Below are 19752 nucleotides of genomic sequence, written 5' to 3'. Positions count from 1 at the left end.
AATGATTAGTAAAACTAAAGATGCAATCACAACACTCACTATAACTCGACCAGATGACTGGCATGTTCACTTACGTGATGGCGATCAGCTAAAAGATACCGTTCGCGATATTAGTCGTTATATGGGTCGTGCGATTATTATGCCTAACTTGGTTCCTCCGGCAACATGTACTGATACAGCACTTGAATACCGTGCACGTATTATGGCGGCAGGTCCTCAAGGTGATTTTAAGCCATTAATGGTTTTGTATCTTACTGATAAAACAACACCTGAAGAAATTAAAAAAGCTAAAGAAACAGGTAAAATAGTTGCGGCTAAACTTTACCCAGCAGGCGCTACAACAAATTCTGACTCCGGTGTGACTTCCGTTAAAAATATTTACTCAGTACTAAAAGCAATGCAAGAAGTGGGGATGCTTTTATTGGTTCACGGTGAAGTTACTGATTCGTCGATAGATATTTTTGATCGAGAAAAGGTATTTTTAGATACAATTTTAGGTGATGTTGTTAGCGATTTCCCTGAACTTAAAATTGTACTAGAGCATATTACGACGAAAGATGCAGTAGAGTTCGTAGTAAATGCACCGGATAATGTAGCGGCTACTATTACAGCTCATCATTTACTTTATAATCGTAATCATATGTTAGCAGGGGGGATACGTCCCCATTATTACTGTTTACCAATATTAAAACGTAATACACACCAACAAGCATTAATGGCTGCAGCAATAAGTGGCAATAAAAAATTCTTTTTAGGAACTGATTCGGCTCCGCATTATAAAGACAAAAAAGAAGCTGCTTGCGGTTGTGCTGGGGCATACACTGCTCACGCTGCGATTGAATTATACGCCGAGGCATTTGAAGAAGCTGGTGCACTGGATAAATTAGAAGGTTTTGCTAGTCACTTTGGTCCTGATTTTTATGGTGTTATGCGTAATCAAGATACAATAACACTACAAAGAAATCCTTGGAGAGTTCCCGCTAGCTACTCGCTAGGTGATTCGCATGTTGTTCCCATTAAAGCCGAAGACATGATTGAATGGGAAGTGAGTTAATCATTCAGTAAATCAGCTTAAACTTTATAAATTATTATGTGATTTTTACTTGCGCTGATCATTGTACAATTTTTGTTTTGATCAAATATTTCGCATTTAAAATACGCGACTGATTCTAAAAAGAGTAACCGAATAGTATTTTTTTGTATTAAAATTAGCCGTTTAGACATTATTTAATAAAAAAATATATTTTTAATAAATAATGTCTAATTAATAGAGCGAAATAAAAAATAATGTGTTAATCTTAACTTGCTTTGAGTTTTTGCGTATTGAATTTACGGATATTGTGCTGCGTTTAAGGTTACCGGTTAGGTTATTACTTCTTCCTGTACTATACCTCCATTTTGTGGGCATTGACTCGGGGAGGATATTGCCATAATAATATGGCTGAATTTTAATTATTGACTTACAGGAAAATTTAGTATGTCGGTTACTGGTAAAGTAAAGTTTTTCAACGAAGCTAAAGGCTTTGGTTTCATTGAACAAGAAAATGGTCCTGACGTGTTTGTACATTTCAGCGCAATCACTGGTTCTGGTTTTCGCACTCTTAGCGAAGGTCAAGCAGTGACATTCAGCATCAAGCAAGGTCAAAAAGGCCCTGAAGCTGAGAACGTAGAAGCAGCATAATTTATTATGTGAACCTTCGTTCAACGTGGTGAAACAGTTATCTGTTTCACCATAATTCCTTTGTTAATACTATTAAATCTTCCTCACTATCTCCTATAAAGCTATCAATTATTACACTGCATACTTAAATTAATTAATTTTAAAGCGCTGACATTTGCTAAATGCATCTTTATTGTTCAATTAGCAATATTCTTTGAGCATTTGGTTGATCAAGTCGTCAAGCGAAATACCACGTGTATTAAATACCACGTGTATTAAATGACAGGATTATCTTTTTGCTATTAAAGTTTATTATTTTTCTGAGTTAAATTTTATTCTTAGAGATTTTTTTGCGACACGATTTTTTATCTAATGCTCTCGTTAGCGGCTAAAGCCTTACATTCCTTATAGTCATATCGATCTACATAAGCACTTTATCAATTCAACGAATAAAATAACCATTTAACCTATTTGAAGTTTATTCTTTTTGTCGACACGATTTTCTTATATCAGAATAGATCACTTAATTAAGCGAATTGCTATTATGCAATTTTCTTGGCGTTAAATTGACCCCATTTCTAAGCAGACTTTTATCATAAATCGAACAAGTAAAGCTTCATTTGCTACTTTCAGCCCTTATCTAAGCATACAACAAAGAGTCAATTACCTCTAGCAAGACCCTTTGAATAAAATGTATTTGGCATTTATGCATTGTTATCGCCTTTATTAGCATAACGGCACTACAGTAAGCATTGCTGTGTGTGATTGAGCTACGGTATTAAAATTAAAAAATTAAACTTCAACTGCTTTTAGTTATTATAAGACTACCTTTAAAGCATAGTAGCGAGCTATGTAACGAGGTGAAATGATATAGTTTTCACAGAGCCTACCATAAAAATTGTAATTGAATTAAATAGATCATATTCAAGATAGGTGACTAACGTTGATTGTAGTAACAACTTCAAGCTGCTCAGATTGGAGTATGGTATTTCATTGAAAGCTTGTTCCTAAAATTAGCCATCTCTAATACATGCCCAGCAAAAGATAAATTCAAATATTTGGACAACTTCTGAGAGTAATAAATTAATAACTAATTGCACACTGTGCATCATTTGGTTCGTAACCAACCACTTTACTCTCCATTAATATTGGGTAATGGAAATATCAATATACGATATTCGAAGTGAATATTAATTCAATATAAAGGCATTTTGTGATGTTTTCTTGTGCGATAAACGGTTTGTTTTTTCAGATGAAGCGTTTAAAACCAGTTAAAAAGGCATGAAGTTGGCCAAAAAAAACTTATATAAGAAATAAGTATATTTTTTTTGTTTTTTTTCAGGGCGAATTCATTTTCAATTGAATGTTGCATTTTTGTTGTTTTTATAAGGGCGACACCCAATAAACATACCCCTTAAAAGGCTTTGATAGAAATATTAAGAATAAGACTGGTTACAATATTGTTAACATTTGGTATGCAGTCCTTTAGTGTAAGCTTTGAACTGGCTATTTATTTACTGAGATAAGCAAACATCAAGTTGACAGCGCTTATTGCATTTAGCATTATTGGAAGGTTGATATCTATTAAAAGATATCAGGGTTGTCTTCCTTATGGGTTGATAATTAAATTATAAAAGTAACATTACTTAATTGGTTGGGAACTATGTCTGTTAAAATCAGAAAGAGTCTTGTAGCAACTGCGTTGGTTGGCGCATTTGCATTTGCAAGCAGCAATGTGATTGCAGATCCTTTGAATGACGTGCAAAAAGCAGGTCAACAAATTCAAAAGGCTGCTGTTAAGTCTCAAACTAAAATTGACAATGTATATGGTCAAACTCAAGAGCTAATCGCTGAGTACCGTAGCATCGTTGATGAGACTGAACTTATGAAAGTGTATAACGATCATGTATCACGCTTGGTTGATAGCCAAAATGCGTCTATTGAATCGTTTGATCGTCAAATCGCTACTATTGATAACACTAAACAAAACGTTGTGCCTTTGATGTATCGCATGATCGATACGCTTGAGCAATTCATCAAAGCGGACGTTCCATTTAATCTTGAAACGCGTTTAGGACGTGTTGAAAGACTACGTGAAATCATGGTTTCTGCGTCTGTAACGACGTCTGAAAAATTCCGTCAAGTACTTGAAGCTTACACTATTGAAACAGCATACAGTTCACTTGTATCTGCTTCACAAGGTACATTAGAAGTTGATGGTAAGAGCATTAACGTTGATATCGGTCAATTAGGTCGTATAACTTACGTTGCTCAATCTTTTGACTTGAAACATGCTTGGGTGTGGGATAACAACACTAAACAGTGGAAAGAATTAGGTGAAGAATACCTAAAACCTGTTAAAGAAGTTATTCGTATGGCGCGTAAGCAAGCGACATTAGAACTTGTTAAACTACCTATCTTTGGCGCGGAGTAATCAATAATGAAGAAACTATTTAAAGGTTTTGCTGTTGCAGCAGTACTAACTGTTTCTGCAGGTACCGCGCTTAATGCACATGCAAATACTGGAGCTCTAGATAAAATCCTTGAGCAAGTAAAGCAAGAGCGTATCTCTGAAGGTAAAATTAATAAGCAACGTGAGCAAGAGTTCTTATCTGAACGTGCTGACAAGCAATCATTACTTAACAAAGCTAAAAGCCAACTTGCTTCTGAAAAAGCACGTGGCGTTAGTTTAGCTAAGCAATATGCACAAAATGAAAATACTTTAGCAGAGAAAGAGCAAGCTCTTCAAAGCGCACAAGGTACTTTAGGTGAAATGTTTGGTGTTGTACGTCGTGCAGCTCAAGACGCTATCGGTTCGATCGAAGCATCACTTGTTAGTGCTGAAAAGCCAGGTCGTGCTGAAATATTACGTTCATTAGCTGCTGCTAAAGAACTTCCAACTGTTCGTGAATTAGAAGAACTTTGGATTTCACTACAAACAGAAATGACTGAATCAGCTAAAGTTTCAACATTCGAAACTGAAGTTGCTGGCCTTGATGGTAACCCGTCAATGAAGAAAGTAACGCGTATCGGTAACTTTAACTTAGTTACAGACGATGGTTACTTAATTTATTCACCAGAGACTAAGTCTATCCAGCCTCTAGGTAAGCAACCAGATGGTTACATTTTAGACGGTATCACAGCGCTTGAAAATACAACTCCAGATAACTACGCTGGTGTTTATATTGACCCGACTCGTGGTGCTATCTTACGTATTAATACTCAAAAAGCGACCCTTATGGAATACTTCCATCAAGGTGGCGTAGTTGGTTATATCATCACAGCCTTACTAGGCCTAGGTATGCTAATTACTCTAATTCGCTTTGTTGACCTTACGCTTACTACTAGTAAGATTAAGAGCCAACTTAAAAATGTTGCTACACCGAATACAAATAACCCACTGGGTCGTATTCTTAAAGTGTACCATGACAACAAGAACCAAGATGTTGAAAACCTTGAGCTTAAACTTGATGAAGCGATTCTACGTGAAACGCCACGCATCGAAGCTGGTATCAATATAATCAAGATTCTTGCTGCAATCGCACCATTACTAGGTCTACTAGGTACTGTAATCGGTATGATCTTAACGTTCCAAACAATCACATTGTTCGGTACGGGTGATCCGAAGATCATGGCAGGTAACATCTCTCTAGCACTTGTAACTACAGCGCTAGGTCTAATTGCTGCATTACCACTAATTCTACTTCATGCTCTAGTAGCTGGTCGTAGTAAGTCGGTATTACACATCCTTGATGAGCAAAGCGCGGGTATCGTTGCTACTCACGCGGAGAAGGAGAAAGCCTAATGCTAGTCCTGATGGAGATATGGGAATCTATCAGGGATTTTGTTGGCACAGGCGGCCAGGTTTTATACGTGGTCGCGATAGCACTCTTTCTGATGTGGGTTTTAATGATTGAGCGCTATTGGTTCTTACTTGCAGAGTTTCCTCGCACAGCGAAAGAAATTGTAGCAAAGTGGGATGCCCGCCAAGACACTACGTCTTGGTACGCACACAGAATCCGTGAAGCATGGATTTCTGAAGCGTCTGAAAAATTAGATCAGCGTATGTTGTTGATTAAGACATTAGTAGCTGTTTGTCCTTTAATAGGCTTACTTGGTACTGTTACTGGTATGATCTCGGTTTTCGAAACCATGGCCAACCAGGGTACAGGTAACGCACGATTAATGGCATCAGGTATTTCAATGGCAACAATCCCGACAATGGCTGGAATGGTTGCGGCACTATCTGGAGTATTTTTTAGCTCACGTCTTGAGACAAAAGCTAAAATGGTGAAAGCCAAACTTATTGATAGTATGCCTCATCACTAGAGAGAGAATTAAATATGGCACGTAAACAACGTTTTCGTGAAGAAGAAGAAGCAGCGGTTGATATGACGCCAATGCTTGACATCGTATTTATCATGCTTATTTTCTTTATCGTAACTACATCGTTCGTTAAAGAGGCTGGTATCGAGGTCAATAAACCAAAAGCTGCCCAAGCTACTAAGCAAAAAAATGCTAACATTTTTATTGCTATCCGTAGTAACGGCGAAATCTGGATTGATAAACAGCAGGTTGATGTTGAACGTATTTCAGCAAAAATCGAAAGTTTATTAGCAGAACAACCTACTGAAGTTGTGATTTTGCAAGCTGATAAAGAAGCAAAACATGGCGTAGTGGTTAAAGTTATGGACCAGATTAAAGCGACGGGTGATAACCTGAGAATTTCAATAGCTGGAGATCAGTAATGATTCGTTTTCTGTTTTCACTGATTGCAGGTGGGGCAGTTACTTTCGGCTTGTTCTACTTCATGGCTTTCCTCATCTCTGGTGGGGCTGACCGTAATACGGAACAAAAAGAGCAGATCATAGTCGAAATAATGACGAATCCGCCTGAATCTAAGGTGCAGGAGAGGAAGCGTGTACCGCCTCCGCCTCCTCCGCCACCAAAGCAGCCGCCTAAACCGCAGCCGCCACAGCCGGAAAATAACAGTCCAACACCTGGTGCTATGTCATTTAATATGGGAAGCATTGATGTTGGTAGTTCGGCAGGTGGACTAAGTGGTCCTGGTGCATTTGGACGTGATGGTGATGCGACACCTATCGTTCGTATAGAACCAAAATATCCAACGCAAGCAGCACGTGATGGTAAAGAAGGTTGGGTTCAACTTTCGTTCACAATTGATGAGTTAGGTGGAGTGACTGACGTTGAAGTAATTGACGCCGATCCAAAACGTATCTTTGACCGTGAAGCTAAGCGCGCATTGCGTAAGTGGAAGTACCGTCCTAAGATCATTGACGGAAAACCTCAAATACAACCGGGTTTACAAGTTCAATTAGACTTTAAACTTAACCAAGGCAATTAAGGAGGCGAGTAATGAGAAATTTTTCTAAAGTAACTGCTCTTGCGATTCTTATGTCTGTGTCAGGTGCTACATTAACAGCATCTGTTTTAGCGGCGCCAGACTACGCAAAGATTGAAGAGCGTAAGAAAGCAAAAACTAAAATCATGGGCGAGCGTACTGGTAAAAAGGTAATTAAAGCGTTTGATTTGTACGGTGAAGAAAAAGTTGAAGAAGCAATTGTTCTGCTAAAAGATATTGATCCATCTAATGACTTTGATAAGGCGACTGTAAATCGTTACTTAGGTAGCATGTACGCGCAGGTAGAAAAGTATGATGAAGCGATTAAATATACTAAGCAGGCGGTTGCGCCAGATGTTTTAAACTTTGCTGATCAGGAACAATCCCTTAAGTTATTAGGCGATTTACTTATTGGTACTCAAAAGTATCAAGAAGCTAAAAAAGCATATTTAGCATGGATTGATTTTACGGGCGATGAAGATCCGAAAGTTTACACACGTATTGCGCAAGCTAACTACGAGTTAAAACAATTTCGTGATGTTTTCGGTCCAGCAGACAAAGCAATTTCGCTTCAAAAGGAGCCGAACAAAGCTCCTTACCAATTAAAGTTAGGCTCTTATTTCGAGCTTAAAGACTATAATAATATGGTCAAAGTTGGTGAAGAAATTGTTCGTGTTTGGCCTGATGATAAAAAAGCTTGGGTTAGTTTAGGTAAATATTACCTACAAACTGAAAACTACAAAAAAGGTCTTTCGACCATGGAAGTAGCATTCAACCAAGGTTTTTTTGAAGCTGAAGTCGATTACAAAGTATTGTCTAACTTCTATTCTTTAAATGAAATTCCTTTTAAAGCGGCTGTTACGCTTGAGAAGGCTATTAAAGAAAAGAATGTTAAACGTACTAAGCAAAACGTTAGCGCGATTGCTAGTAATTACCATCGTTCTAAAGATCTCGTTAAAGCTGCTAAGTATTATGAAGAAGCTGCTAAATTTGATGAAGACGCTGAGCTTTACCGCAAAGCAGGTTCATTACTTTTACAGTCTGAAAAATTTAGTGCTGCTGTTGTTCGTTTGAACAAAGCATTAGAGCTAGGCTCTGATAAAAAGGGCACTATTTACTCAGATTTAGCTGAAGCATATTATTACCAAGGCAAGTACAAGCAAGCTCATGCTGCTATTACTAAAGCCATGGATGACCCACGCACTCGCAAGTTTGCAAAGGGTTGGGCTACATACATTAAAGATAAAGCCGCTCGCAACGGTGTTAAAATTTAATTTTTATTAGCTAAAGCAACTTTTAAAAAGCCCCTCTGGGGCTTTTTTTATTGGAATTACTATGTATAAAAAGCTCTCTTTTTCATTACTACTGTGTCTATTTTTAGTCGCATGTTCAAAGCAGCCTCAACCTTACGAGTCATTTGAAGATGCACAAGTCGGTTTAAAAACTTTAAACATGGCGCTTGTACTATCAGGCGCTAATAAAACAGATAAAATTACTAAAGAGCAATTGGTCTTTTCTGATGCATATTTAGCTAAACGCCATACTATTTATCAGAACTTAATGGGCATGGAGCTTAATCTCAATCAAATAGCGCAAGTAAATTACTTGGTTATTGCAGAGCGTTTTCCTGAGCGCTATTTTAATTGGCCGGCTCAAGTAGATGTATTAAAGAACATGCTTGCTTTTGAAGGCACAAAAAACACACCGGATAATGTTATTACCTGGCTTAAGTTAACCCAAGAAACGTTAGACAGTGCTAAACAAAGCAATTTAAAACTGAATAAAGTTGAACTTGCATTGTTACAAAGTTATGTATTGAGTGCGATAGGCACTAACGACGTTCAACCAGCGCTTAAGAGCCATATAAGAGCTTTTAGCGATTATTTAGCTAGTTACAGGCCCAGGGGGAGTGTTGGTCTAAGAGGCCTGCCAAATGGAACCCAGTGGTATCAGAGCAAACTTAATTACTTTAGTGGCGAAGTACATTCACCATTAGAATGGGTTACTCTTTTAAATGAAAAAATAAAAGTATTAGATCGTGTTGCATTCGACAGTAAACAGCCAACTTCTCACCAGAAATCGTTTTTAGTTAAGTATTTATCTGATGAAAAATTAATAGAAGGCTTGGATTGGCAGGCTAACTATCAAGACTTACCTGCAATGGCGAGCAATATGGACATGTCTGATAAAGATAAAACATTGATGCTTGCGATGATGGAATCAGATATAGGTATTCACTATCATGCGTGGACTTTGCCTCAAGCAAAGGTGAACCTTGTAAAGCGCCTAAAAATGAGTCCAGAAGAGGCTCAGTATTTAGTTGAAGATATAATTCTCTACCCTGGGCAATCATTTAGTTTTATAAAGCAAATGATGTAATGATGTGAAAGTGCGCTTATGGTGCGCACTTTATACATCGTTGAGTTGCAGGGTCTTGCTCAAGTAACTTTGCTGATATTTTTTCTTCGCAGTCACAACAGTAACCATATTGGCCAATCTCTATTTGGCTAACGGCAGCTTCTAATTTAGTCATGCGACTAATTAAAATAGCATACTCCGGACCTAACTTTTCTGCCGCACAGTCTAACCATTCATTGTTGGCTTTATTATCTAAAATTTGTATTAAATGGTGATGTGCAGGGTAGGCTGATTTAGAAAGCATAGTTAATATATTTAATTTAACTTGCGCTATTTCATCGTTCAGTCTTTGTTGATGATGCATTATCAGTACAACCTTATTAAATTGGCTTTACGTTATACTGATATTATCTATAGGCTTTAAGTTAGCTGTTATGATTTGAATCAAGTTGCGGTGCTTTGGCGTATTTATTTAATACGCTTGCCACATCTTCTTTACTTTTTAAACGTCTGATTTCATCAAATAAATCGATAGCTTGTGGGTATTGGCGTTTTAGGTAACCAAGCCATTGTTTAGTACGTGACGCAAAATACTTTTCATCTTTTGCAGGGTCTTGATGGATAGCAGAGTGGATTAAGTGATAAATAATATGCTCCCACTCAAGTCCATCGTATTGTTCATTATTTACATGAGCTTTAATTTTTTTTGCTAAATCAGGGTGCGAAAGGGCGCCACGACCAAGCATTAAATCAGTACATCCACTTCGTTTTTGGCAAAGCATTGCGTCTTCTACTTGCCAAATTTCACCATTGGCAACAACGGCAATATTTTTATCTTTTGTTATTGGTGGAATTTTTTCCCAATAAGCAGGCGGATTATAGCCATCACGTTTGGTGCGAGCATGTATTGCAATGCTATTTGCTCCAGCACTGACAACCGCATCTACAATTTCTTGGCTGTTACTATCATCATCAAATCCTAAGCGGATTTTTGCACTAACTTCATGCTGATCATCTACAGCGTCTCGGACTGCTTTAATAATCGTATACATGTGGTCAGGATCTTTAAGCAGCACAGCCCCGCCTCGACTACGGTTAACCGTTTTTGCTGGACAGCCAAAATTAAGATCAACACCGTGAGAACCTAATGCTATAGCTCTAATCGCATTTTCTGCTAAAGGGTTCGCTTCTTGTCCGAGTAGTTGGATACGCACAGGCGTTCCTGCTCGCGTAAAACCATTATTATGTAATTCAGGGCAATAGCGGTGAAAAACTTTATCGGGTAAACATGTTTCAACCACTCTTACAAACTCGGTAACGCATAAATCGAACCCACCGATGTCGGTGAGTAATTGACGCATTTTAAAATCGACAACACCTTCCATAGGCGCTAAAACAAGTTTCATAAGGTGATTATTTCTGAGAAAAACAGGACGCATAGTTTACCTGTAAATCTTACATTGATAAATCTGTAATTACCGACCATATTTAATGAAGTAAGTGCAAAAGCAAATATTATGAAAATAATTGAAAGTTTTTATTTTTGTGCGGGTCTACTTAAGCATACAAGCAATTTAAAAATACATTTATATTGCTGAGATTTACAATCCTTGATTAAAGAGAGTCATAAAATGAATACAGTTAGAAAAAATACAATCGCGTTAACTTTAGGTGCAGTAGTTGTTGGCTCTGCAAGTTTTGTATCTGCTGATGTACAAGCTAACCCATTTGAGTTTCAACAGTTAGTGACAGGTTATCAACTAGATGCTGCTGAAGGTAAATGTGGTGAAGGTAAATGTGGCGGCGATGCCAAAGGTAAAAAAGAAGGCAAGTGCGGCGAAGGTAAATGTGGCGGCGATGCAAAAGGTAAAAAAGAAGGCAAGTGCGGCGAAGGTAAATGTGGCGGCGACGCAAAAGGTAAAAAAGAAGGTAAGTGCGGCGAAGGTAAATGTGGTGGCCGTTAATATCTTATTTTAAATAAGGTATGCTAAAAGGGCCTTAAGGCCCTTTTTTGTTAAGTTAGAGGTAGTTATGACACAAACTAAAAGTATAGATTTCGGAATGGTTGGTCTTGGCCTCCGACGAGAAATGCTTAATGAACTGCTTGAACACGTACCTAATCAAGTAGATTTTTTAGAAGTTGCACCAGAGAATTGGCTAAAATTAGGTGGGCGCTTTAAGAAACAGTTTAAAACATTAACAGATGCAAATAATTTTGTGTGCCATGGATTGTCACTTTCTATCGGCTCGCCCGAGCCACTGGATGTTGAATTTGTTAAATCTTTAAAAGTTTTTTTTAAAGAGCACAATATAAAATTTTTTAGTGAGCACTTAAGTTACTGCTCTGGCGCGGGCCATATGTATGACTTAATGCCAATTCCGTTTACTCAAGATGCGATAGCACACGTTGTACCACGTATTAAGCAAGTTCAAGATATACTTGAGCAACAAATTGCGATAGAAAATGTTTCTTATTATGGTGCTCCTGGGCAGCAATTATCAGAGCTTGAATTTACGAATACTATTTTAGAGCAAGCTGACTGTAAGCTTTTACTCGATGTGAATAACATTTACGTTAATTCGATAAATCATGGCTATAACGCGCAAGCATTTTTAACAGGGTTACCTTCTGAGCGTATTGCTTATGGACACGTTGCAGGGCACTACAATGAGGCTGATGACTTAATAGTTGATACACATGGCGCAGATGTCATTGATCCTGTGTGGAAGCTACTTGATAAGGCGTACGAAGTACATGGTGTGTTTCCAACTTTGCTTGAGCGTGACTTTAATATCCCTACTATGAATGTGCTAACCAAAGAGTTGGATATAATTCATGGGCTGCAAGCTAAATACCTTAATTCAAGTGTTTCAAAACAACGAGCTTAATATAAGCCTTTATAAACATTAAAAGAGTGCCTAGTGATGAGCTTTATTGAAATACAAAACGAATTTATGGCGCATATTCGCGAGCCTAAAAAAAATAAACGGCCCAGCGGTATTGAAGATAGACGTATGGCCATTTATCGCGATCTATTTTTTAATAATATTGAAGGTTTTGTATCATCAGGTTTTCCGGTGTTAAAAACCTTATACACAGACAAACAATGGCATTCCCTCGTACGTCAGTTCTTTAGCGAATATGATTGTCATTCGCCGTACTTTTTAGATATAGCAGGGGAGTTTATTAATTACTTATCAAGTGATTATAAAATGAAAAAACACGACCCCGTGTTTATGCTAGAGCTTGCTCATTACGAATGGGTAGAGCTAGATGTATCGATTGCACATGAAGATGAGCAAGCGCAAAAATTACAAACAACAGCACTCACTAGTTCTGCTTTGTATTTATCTAACGCTGCAAGAAATTTAAGTTATCAATTTCCGGTTCAAAATATCAGCACAGAGTTTATACCTAAAGAGCCATCAACTCAGCCTAATTACTTTGTTGTATATAGAGACGAAAATGATGATGTGCAGTTTTTAGCAACAAATGCGATGACAGCTTTGCTATTGTCAATCATAGAGGTAAGTGAAGGTGCGACATTTGACAACGTTTGCCAACAGGTATTAGCTCACGCTCCACAATTTAATGCAGAGCAAATTGCTCAAGGTGCGTTGGTTACCCTTAATGCAATGGTTGAACGCGGTGTCATTGTGACAAAAAATCAAGATTAAGGTCTTTATTGATAATTTTACATCGTCTATTATGACAGCCTTATTTGCCGTGCTTAATAAAAGGTTGTACCAATGTCAGATGATAAAGACTTTAAAGATCCGTTCAACGCTACTTACTTTCTTGCATTTTTAGCTATATTTGCAGGAATTGGTTGTTTAAATGCAATTTTAGGTTGGATCACTAGCTTAACCTAAAATGCATAGCGTTTATTAAGGCTGTTGTTTACTTCAGCCTTGAACCTCTTTATTTTTAATTACCCCGCTTAAACTATAATAACGTCAAACTCGCATTTAAAGGTCAGTTAAGGTTATAATCACCTGCTTTGTAATATAAATAATTGAGCAGTTAAAATTATGACTCAAGTAACACCAGCAATTATCAAAAACAGCATCACTACAATTGCTGATTATCCAAAAGCGGGCATTATGTTTCGCGATGTAACTACTTTAATGGCAAATCCAGAAGCCTTTAAAGCCACAATTGACGCTTTTATCGCTGAATATAAAGATCAAGGTTTTACTAAAATAATTGGCACAGAATCGCGTGGCTTTATTTTTGGTGCGCCGTTATCTTACGCGTTAGGCATTCCCTTTATTCCAGTACGTAAACCAGGTAAGTTGCCACGCGAAGTTATTCGTCAAGATTACTTGCTAGAATACGGTGAAGATACATTAGAGCTGCATGTAGATGCAATTGTACCTGGCGATAAAGTATTGTTAGTGGATGATTTATTAGCTACTGGCGGTACAATTGAAGCCACCGCTAAATTAGTTCATAAACTAGGTGGCGAAGCTACAGATGCAGCATTTGTTGTGTCATTACCAGAACTAGGTGGCGAGCAGCGCATCAAGAAAATGGGTATTAAAATCCTAAAATTGGTTGAATTCGAAGGCGAGTAATCGATGAGTTATCAGGTTCTAGCGAGAAAATGGCGTCCTCAAACCTTTCATGAATTGGTTGGGCAGTCTCATGTTAAGCAAGCGCTTGTAAATGCGCTTACACAAAATAGACTGCATCACGCTTATTTATTCACTGGAACCCGCGGTGTGGGTAAAACGACCATTGCGCGTATTTTTGCTAAAAGCTTAAATTGCGACGAAGGTATATCTGCAAATCCGTGTGGTCAATGTAGCAGCTGTTTAGATATAGAAGCAGGACGCTATATTGACTTACTCGAAATAGATGCGGCTTCTCGAACTAAAGTAGAGGACACCCGCGAAATACTCGATAACGTTCAATATGCGCCAACGCGTGGACGTTATAAAGTATATCTAATCGATGAAGTTCACATGCTCTCAAAGCACAGTTTTAATGCGCTTTTAAAAACGCTTGAAGAACCACCAGAGCATGTGAAATTTTTATTAGCGACCACCGATCCGCAAAAGTTACCAGTTACTATTTTATCTCGTTGTTTACAATTTAACTTAAATGCCTTGTCGCAAAGTGAAATTAAAGCACAGCTTGAGCACGTACTTACTCAAGAACAGCTCAGCTATGACAATGATGCACTTAGTATTATTGCAAAAGCCGCTGACGGCAGTATGCGTGACGCACTGAGCTTAACCGATCAAGCTATAGCACAAACAAATGGTGATATTAATAATCAAGCAGTACAAACAATGCTTGGTTTGATGGATACACATTATAGCCAAAGCCTATTAGCTGCACTACTTGCCCAAGATGGCACAGCTTTAATGAGCGAAATAGCACACGTTGCGAGCAGAAACCCAAACTATATTGCCTTACTTGATGATTTAATTGCGTTAACACATTTAACTCAACTAACTCAATTAGTACCACAGGCAGCAGGGCTTGATGAGACGAACGCTGATTACATAACGCACGTTGCACAGCATACGAGTCCGCAACAAATACAAATTTATTACCAGTTACTTTTAAACGGTAAAAAAGATTTACAATGGGCACCAGAGCCTCGATTAGGTTTTGAAATGCTTATGCTAAGATTATTAGCATTTAAGCCTACAGATGCCCAACAAGTTGTACACACAGCCAACGAAGAGCCCGTCCAAAATAAACAAGGCCGAGCAAATGCACTGCGAGATATATTAAATAAAAACAAAACATCGCAAGACACCGTAGCTAGCCAAAGCAGTGCTCCAGTAAATAATACTAAGCCAGTTAGCAATACAGAACAGCCTAGAACCGTTGAGATAGAGCCTTTACCTAATGCTGCCGCTCAGACATCAAATAATGACGTCGTGCAAAGTAATAATGAGCCAGCCCAAGTTGCAGTAGTTCAACCAGTTCAACAAAGTGAAAACGCTTCAAAGCAACAGGCTTCAGCTAATGAGCTACCGCAAACCAATGTTGTTTCGGATGCTCAAACACAGCGTCAAAGTGAAGATGAAGCTTACATGCAACACAGTGATGTAGAGCAAACATTGGCCGCGCAGTTTGATGATGTGATGAGTAGCGCTGTTGATCAGGGGTTTAATCCACAAAAAGATATAAGTGCTAATCAGCAAAATCATTTTCCGGAACACTCAACAAGTATTGAAAAAAATAGTTTTGACCCGCAATCAGACTTGCAAAACCAGCAACAACACGATGAAAATGCTTCGATAGTTGAACGCGAGGCAAAAGCGCAATCCGCTATTGCGCGCATATTGCGTGATCGTAATATATCAGGCTCAGGAAAGCTTTCTGGGACAAACTTAAATACGGCAAAGGCTAGTTCATCAAACGTATCTAACAGTACTGTTACTAGCCGTACTCATAATGTCGGTGAAGTGCCAAAAAATGAAAATACAGTGGCTCAGTCAGCTGAGCGGCCAAATAGCGCGGTATCACAAAACCATAAGTCAGTACCTACACAGTCAGACAACCCGCCTTGGGCTACTGATACAGTAGGTGAAAGTGAAAAAAAGCCACCGCTCCCAGTAACGGGGAGCCAAACACCGGCTAATAATCAAGGTTTTGACAAACCTGAAAAAATAGATTTTAAAGCAAAGCACCAAACAATTACTGAAAATCTAGCGCCAGAGCTGCTTGAGCAAATAAACCCTCAAAAAGTACCTGAAGCAGCGCCCGAGGAAATTAGCATTCCCGTGCCTGATGATTTTCAAAGTCCAATTAGTGAAATTAGGTTTGCACACCAACAAGATGAGTGGGCTTATTTAATTAAACGTATGGGACTGGGCGGTCGTATGCGCCAATTTGCGTTGCATTCAATATTTACCAAGCAAGGCAACAGTTTACATATAGACGTTGATGAATCACAAAAGCATTTAGATACACCGATGCTTCGCCAAAGGTTAGATGCCGCATTGTCGAGTATTTATGAGCATAACGTGTCGTTAAGTATTAATTTTGCTAAGGGAGTTATTGATTCTCCTTATCTTATTCAGCAAAAAATTGATGCAGGGCGTCATCAACAAGCAATCGATGTGATCACATCGGATGAAAACATAGTACAATTTCAGCAAGTATTTAGCGCCGAAATTGACGAAAACAGTATTCAGGCATTGTAATTACTTACAATCGCCCTTATGTTCATGTTAATTAATGTATTAAAAGAAAGAGAGAAAGTTATGTTTAAAGGTGGAATGGGCAACATGATGAAGCAAGCGCAGCAAATGCAAGATCGCATGCAAAAAGCCCAAGACGAAATCGCAACTCTTGAAGTTGTTGGTGAAGCCGGTGCAGGTTTAGTTAAAGTAACTATGCTTGGTAACCACAATGTACGTCGTGTTCAGCTTGATGAGAGCTTGATGGAAGACGACAAAGACATGATTGAAGACTTACTTGCAGCAGCATGTAACGATGCTGTACGCCGTGTTGCAGAAGAAACACAAGAGCGCATGGGTAAAGTAACTGGCGGTATGCAATTACCACCAGGTATGAAAATGCCGTTTTAAGTAAATAATGCAACTTTCAGATAGTTTAAATCAGCTTATAGAAGCACTGCGCTGTCAACCGGGTATTGGTCCAAAGTCAGCGCAACGTATTGCTTTTCACTTGCTAGAGCGCGACCGAAAGGGAGGCACTCAGCTGGGCAATGCATTGACTAAAGCAATGACCGCCGTAGGGCATTGTCAGTCTTGTCGTACTTTTTGCGAACAAGCTCAATGCGATATTTGTTTAAGCACAAAGCGTCAAGACAGCGGGATATTATGCGTTGTTGAATCGCCTACGGATGTGCTTGCTATTGAGCAAACTGGCCAATATTTAGGTTTGTACTTTGTACTAATGGGTCATTTATCGCCTATAGATGGCATAGGTCCTAAAGAAATTGGCTTAGACGTTTTAGAGCAAAAACTTGCTCAAGGCGGTATTAATGAGGTTATTTTAGCGACCAACCCTACCGTTGAAGGTGAAACTACTGCTCATTATATTGCGCAGCTTTGTCATAAATATAAAGTAGATGCCTCGCGTATTGCTCACGGTATTCCTGTGGGGGGCGAGCTTGATTTGGTTGATGGTAGAACGCTGATGCATGCCTTTAGTGGCAGACGCGCTGTTACTCAAGACTAACTTAAAGTCACTATTTGAAAACATATTGTAAAAGCCTACATGATTAACTTATGTAGGCTTTTTGTTTTTAAGGTAAGCTTAGAAGCAGTCTAATACCAATCCGCAATAATACTTAATCATTTTGCGGGGCTAAACGTGTCGCTACCTGCGTTAAAAAGTTCTCAGTTAGAGCAACTAAATAGCGAATTTTTGCCTAGCTATCAACACGTTTTTCCGCCCTAAAAGTAGATCATTTAATTAAACGAATTGGTATAATATATTTTTGGGCTATGTCTCTAATTCGTAAGGAATACAATGAAAGATAATCAACCCTACCAAGGTACATTACTGCGTAGTAAGCGTTTTTTACCGCTTTTTATTACGCAGTTTTTCTCAGCAATAAACGATAACGTGTATAAGCAATCAGTGCTTATTCTATTGATATTTCAGGCTGCAACGCTTGCAGATGGGGCACTTTATTCTAATATTGCTGCGGGATTATTTATTCTTCCGTTCTTTTTATTTTCAGGGATGGCGGGGCAGCTTGCTGAAAAAACAGAAAAATCCAAACTTATCAGAGTCGTCAAGCTATGTGAAATCCCTATTATGGTTGTAGGGGCAGTCTCTATTTTAACTCAGTATGTGTGGTTAATGTTAGCCACCGTATTTTTAATGGGTGTACAAAGTACGTTTTTTGGGCCATTAAAATACTCTATTTTACCCCAGCACGTAGCACCTAGCGAATTAACAAAAGCGAATGCCTTGGTTGAATCGGGCACGTTTGTAGCAATACTGATTGGTACAATTTTTGGCACTTACTATATTACTCAATCGGTAGGTCCTACGCTTATAAGTATAGCAGTATTAGTACTGGCCGTTATGGGTTACGTAAGCAGTCGCTTTATACCCGTTAGTGAGGCGAACGAGCCTAACTTAAAATTTACCTATAATATATTTTCATCCACAAAAAACGTATTTTCAGCACTTAATTCGCAAACAGAATCGGTTGGTAAGTCAGTGCTTGGGATCAGCTGGTTTTGGTTAATTGGCGCCATCGTTTTAACGTCCCTACCAAATTATGTAAAACATGTAATGGGCGGCGATGAATTGGTGGTAACCAGTGCACTGGTTGTGTTTTCATTGAGTATTGCTATTGGTTCATTACTGTGTGAAAAGTTATCTCGCTCTCGTATTGAGCTAGGCATTGTGCCCTTTGGCGCTATTTTAATTACCTTGTTTTTATATTTACTGAGCCAAGAGCCCGCTATTAGTACCTATAAACCTCAAAATACTGAATTATTAACACTCGAACAGGTATTGAAAACAGGCGATATGATGTGGCATTTCATATGGATGGCAGGCATAGGCATTGGCGCCGGTTTTTACACTGTACCGCTATATGCGCTTATTCAACAACGGACTGAAGAAGCGAGTCGATCACGAGTAATAGCGGCTAACAATGTATTAAATGCCTTGTTTATGGTCGGTAGTGCTGTTTTAAGTATTGTCACGTTGTCTATTTTTCAGTGGAGTATTTCAGAGCTATTATTGCTACTTGCGGGGCTAAATTTACTTATTTCTGCTTATATTTATACCAAAGTACCTGAATTCTTTTTACGCTTTGTTATTTATATTTTGGCCATTTGTATGTACAGAGTGCGTACTAAAGGTGAAAGTAATATACCAGATGAAGGCGCTGCTGTTATTGTGTGCAACCACGTGAGTTTTGTTGATTGGATGTTTATTTTAGCCGCCTCACCAAGGCCTATTCGATTTATGGTATTTGCCCCTATTTATTATTCGTCAGCTCTGCATTGGTTATTTAAAATGGCTAAAGCTATTCCCATTGATAGTGAAAAAACCAATCCTGAAGCGTTTAAAAAAGCGTTTGATGAAGTGGCTGCTGCGCTTGAAAAAGGCGAGCTTGTTGGTATTTTCCCTGAAGGAAAACTAACCAGTGACGGCTCTATCGATATTTTTCGCCGTGGAATAGAGCGTATTATTGAACGCTCACCTGTGCCCGTTATTCCTGTGCATTTAGGGGGCTTGTGGGGGAGTATGTTTAGCCGTAAAGCTAAGTGGCAATTACCGCGATTAAAATGGTCTTTGGTGTCTGTTGCGGTAGGTGGCCCGATTGCAGCTGACAAAGTAGTAGCAGACGATTTACGTGAGCATGTTTTAGCTTTGAAAGCGCTTCACTCTAAAGGTGTTGATTAATTT

At 38.6% G+C, this 19752-nt stretch carries 19 protein-coding genes and 1 pseudogene; 18 read left to right on the top strand and 2 right to left on the bottom strand.

Annotated elements, in window-relative coordinates; all coding sequences use genetic code 11:
• Window position 1: 1 nt before the first annotated feature.
• The 9 genes from pyrC to P20495_RS03730 all read left to right on the top strand — a co-directional run bounded on the left by pyrC (window position 2) and on the right by P20495_RS03730 (window position 9401).
• The gene (pyrC, locus tag P20495_RS03695; RefSeq protein WP_008138439.1) at window positions 2-1054 is read left to right on the top strand and encodes a dihydroorotase; all 1053 of its coding nucleotides are present in this window, start codon (window positions 2-4) and stop codon (window positions 1052-1054) included.
• Between the two features lie 423 nt (window positions 1055-1477).
• Complete coding sequence (locus tag P20495_RS03700; RefSeq protein ID WP_002961702.1) at window positions 1478-1681, top strand: cold-shock protein; 204 nt, start codon at window positions 1478-1480, stop codon at window positions 1679-1681.
• Window positions 1682-3323: 1642 nt separating this feature from the next.
• Complete coding sequence (locus P20495_RS03705; RefSeq protein ID WP_033016274.1) at window positions 3324-4094, top strand: DUF3450 domain-containing protein; 771 nt, start codon at window positions 3324-3326, stop codon at window positions 4092-4094.
• A 6-nt stretch (window positions 4095-4100) separates the two neighbouring features.
• A complete protein-coding gene (locus P20495_RS03710) occupies window positions 4101-5465 on the top strand; it encodes a MotA/TolQ/ExbB proton channel family protein (RefSeq protein WP_008138436.1) in 1365 nt (454 codons plus the stop codon).
• Complete coding sequence (locus tag P20495_RS20975) at window positions 5465-5989, top strand: MotA/TolQ/ExbB proton channel family protein (RefSeq protein WP_002961709.1); 525 nt, start codon at window positions 5465-5467, stop codon at window positions 5987-5989. The genes P20495_RS03710 and P20495_RS20975 overlap by 1 nt, the downstream gene beginning before the upstream one ends.
• 14 nt (window positions 5990-6003) lie before the next feature.
• Complete coding sequence (locus P20495_RS03715; protein WP_002961710.1) at window positions 6004-6408, top strand: biopolymer transporter ExbD; 405 nt, start codon at window positions 6004-6006, stop codon at window positions 6406-6408.
• Complete coding sequence (locus P20495_RS03720) at window positions 6408-7025, top strand: energy transducer TonB (RefSeq protein WP_033016273.1); 618 nt, start codon at window positions 6408-6410, stop codon at window positions 7023-7025. Before P20495_RS03715 ends, P20495_RS03720 begins: the two co-directional genes overlap by 1 nt.
• Window positions 7026-7036: 11 nt before the next feature.
• Window positions 7037-8296 carry a tetratricopeptide repeat protein gene (locus P20495_RS03725; protein WP_007375869.1) on the top strand — a complete coding sequence of 420 codons (1260 nt, stop codon included), beginning with the start codon at window positions 7037-7039 and terminating at the stop codon, window positions 8294-8296.
• Between the two features lie 61 nt (window positions 8297-8357).
• A complete protein-coding gene (locus P20495_RS03730) occupies window positions 8358-9401 on the top strand; it encodes a hypothetical protein (protein WP_007375868.1) in 1044 nt (347 codons plus the stop codon).
• A 16-nt stretch (window positions 9402-9417) separates the two neighbouring features.
• Here P20495_RS03730 and P20495_RS03735 read toward each other — a convergent pair whose 3' ends face one another.
• Both P20495_RS03735 and P20495_RS03740 read right to left on the bottom strand, forming a co-directional pair.
• The gene (locus P20495_RS03735; protein WP_007375867.1) at window positions 9418-9744 is read right to left on the bottom strand and encodes a TraR/DksA C4-type zinc finger protein; all 327 of its coding nucleotides are present in this window, start codon (window positions 9742-9744) and stop codon (window positions 9418-9420) included.
• A gap of 61 nt (window positions 9745-9805) precedes the next feature.
• A complete protein-coding gene (locus P20495_RS03740) occupies window positions 9806-10786 on the bottom strand; it encodes a tRNA-dihydrouridine synthase (protein ID WP_008138430.1) in 981 nt (326 codons plus the stop codon).
• 225 nt (window positions 10787-11011) lie between these two features.
• Between P20495_RS03740 and P20495_RS03745 the strand changes: the two are divergent.
• The 9 genes and pseudogenes from P20495_RS03745 to P20495_RS03780 form a co-directional block, all read left to right on the top strand.
• Window positions 11012-11338 (top strand): annotated as a pseudogene (locus P20495_RS03745) (hypothetical protein); the annotation flags it as partial.
• Window positions 11339-11441: 103 nt separating this feature from the next.
• Window positions 11442-12269 carry a DUF692 domain-containing protein gene (locus tag P20495_RS03750; RefSeq protein WP_373462529.1) on the top strand — a complete coding sequence of 276 codons (828 nt, stop codon included), beginning with the start codon at window positions 11442-11444 and terminating at the stop codon, window positions 12267-12269.
• A gap of 36 nt (window positions 12270-12305) precedes the next feature.
• Window positions 12306-13058: a DUF2063 domain-containing protein gene (locus P20495_RS03755; protein ID WP_007375863.1), complete on the top strand. Its 753-nt coding sequence runs from the start codon at window positions 12306-12308 to the stop codon at window positions 13056-13058.
• A gap of 72 nt (window positions 13059-13130) precedes the next feature.
• Entirely contained in the window at window positions 13131-13253 is a 123-nt protein-coding gene (locus tag P20495_RS22705) for a hypothetical protein (protein ID WP_007375862.1), read from the top strand.
• Between the two features lie 159 nt (window positions 13254-13412).
• A complete protein-coding gene (gene apt, locus P20495_RS03760; protein WP_007375861.1) occupies window positions 13413-13958 on the top strand; it encodes an adenine phosphoribosyltransferase in 546 nt (181 codons plus the stop codon).
• A 3-nt stretch (window positions 13959-13961) separates the two neighbouring features.
• Entirely contained in the window at window positions 13962-16550 is a 2589-nt protein-coding gene (gene dnaX, locus P20495_RS03765; protein WP_008138424.1) for a DNA polymerase III subunit gamma/tau, read from the top strand.
• 60 nt (window positions 16551-16610) lie between these two features.
• Window positions 16611-16937 carry a YbaB/EbfC family nucleoid-associated protein gene (locus tag P20495_RS03770; protein ID WP_002962306.1) on the top strand — a complete coding sequence of 109 codons (327 nt, stop codon included), beginning with the start codon at window positions 16611-16613 and terminating at the stop codon, window positions 16935-16937.
• 7 nt (window positions 16938-16944) lie between these two features.
• Window positions 16945-17553, top strand: coding sequence for a recombination mediator RecR (gene recR / locus P20495_RS03775; protein WP_008138422.1), 609 nt, complete (start codon window positions 16945-16947; stop codon window positions 17551-17553).
• A gap of 294 nt (window positions 17554-17847) precedes the next feature.
• Complete coding sequence (locus P20495_RS03780) at window positions 17848-19749, top strand: MFS transporter (RefSeq protein WP_008138420.1); 1902 nt, start codon at window positions 17848-17850, stop codon at window positions 19747-19749.
• Window positions 19750-19752: the final 3 nt, after the last annotated feature.

The sequence above is a fragment of the Pseudoalteromonas sp. BSi20495 genome (assembly GCF_000241185.1).
GTDB classification, from domain to species: Bacteria; Pseudomonadota; Gammaproteobacteria; order Enterobacterales; family Alteromonadaceae; genus Pseudoalteromonas; species Pseudoalteromonas fuliginea.
Note: the sequence above shows the minus strand (reverse complement) of the source record. Positions and strands in the feature narration are given on the sequence as shown.

Coding starts and splice junctions, on each gene's coding strand:
- pyrC (WP_008138439.1), top strand. CDS start 2: ATGATTAGTAAAACTAAAGATGCAATCACAACACTCACTATAACTCGA.
- P20495_RS03700 (WP_002961702.1), top strand. CDS start 1,478: ATGTCGGTTACTGGTAAAGTAAAGTTTTTCAACGAAGCTAAAGGCTTT.
- P20495_RS03705 (WP_033016274.1), top strand. CDS start 3,324: ATGTCTGTTAAAATCAGAAAGAGTCTTGTAGCAACTGCGTTGGTTGGC.
- P20495_RS03710 (WP_008138436.1), top strand. CDS start 4,101: ATGAAGAAACTATTTAAAGGTTTTGCTGTTGCAGCAGTACTAACTGTT.
- P20495_RS20975 (WP_002961709.1), top strand. CDS start 5,465: ATGCTAGTCCTGATGGAGATATGGGAATCTATCAGGGATTTTGTTGGC.
- P20495_RS03715 (WP_002961710.1), top strand. CDS start 6,004: ATGGCACGTAAACAACGTTTTCGTGAAGAAGAAGAAGCAGCGGTTGAT.
- P20495_RS03720 (WP_033016273.1), top strand. CDS start 6,408: ATGATTCGTTTTCTGTTTTCACTGATTGCAGGTGGGGCAGTTACTTTC.
- P20495_RS03725 (WP_007375869.1), top strand. CDS start 7,037: ATGAGAAATTTTTCTAAAGTAACTGCTCTTGCGATTCTTATGTCTGTG.
- P20495_RS03730 (WP_007375868.1), top strand. CDS start 8,358: ATGTATAAAAAGCTCTCTTTTTCATTACTACTGTGTCTATTTTTAGTC.
- P20495_RS03735 (WP_007375867.1), bottom strand. CDS start 9,744: ATGCATCATCAACAAAGACTGAACGATGAAATAGCGCAAGTTAAATTA.
- P20495_RS03740 (WP_008138430.1), bottom strand. CDS start 10,786: ATGAAACTTGTTTTAGCGCCTATGGAAGGTGTTGTCGATTTTAAAATG.
- P20495_RS03750 (WP_373462529.1), top strand. CDS start 11,442: ATGGTTGGTCTTGGCCTCCGACGAGAAATGCTTAATGAACTGCTTGAA.
- P20495_RS03755 (WP_007375863.1), top strand. CDS start 12,306: ATGAGCTTTATTGAAATACAAAACGAATTTATGGCGCATATTCGCGAG.
- P20495_RS22705 (WP_007375862.1), top strand. CDS start 13,131: ATGTCAGATGATAAAGACTTTAAAGATCCGTTCAACGCTACTTACTTT.
- apt (WP_007375861.1), top strand. CDS start 13,413: ATGACTCAAGTAACACCAGCAATTATCAAAAACAGCATCACTACAATT.
- dnaX (WP_008138424.1), top strand. CDS start 13,962: ATGAGTTATCAGGTTCTAGCGAGAAAATGGCGTCCTCAAACCTTTCAT.
- P20495_RS03770 (WP_002962306.1), top strand. CDS start 16,611: ATGTTTAAAGGTGGAATGGGCAACATGATGAAGCAAGCGCAGCAAATG.
- recR (WP_008138422.1), top strand. CDS start 16,945: ATGCAACTTTCAGATAGTTTAAATCAGCTTATAGAAGCACTGCGCTGT.
- P20495_RS03780 (WP_008138420.1), top strand. CDS start 17,848: ATGAAAGATAATCAACCCTACCAAGGTACATTACTGCGTAGTAAGCGT.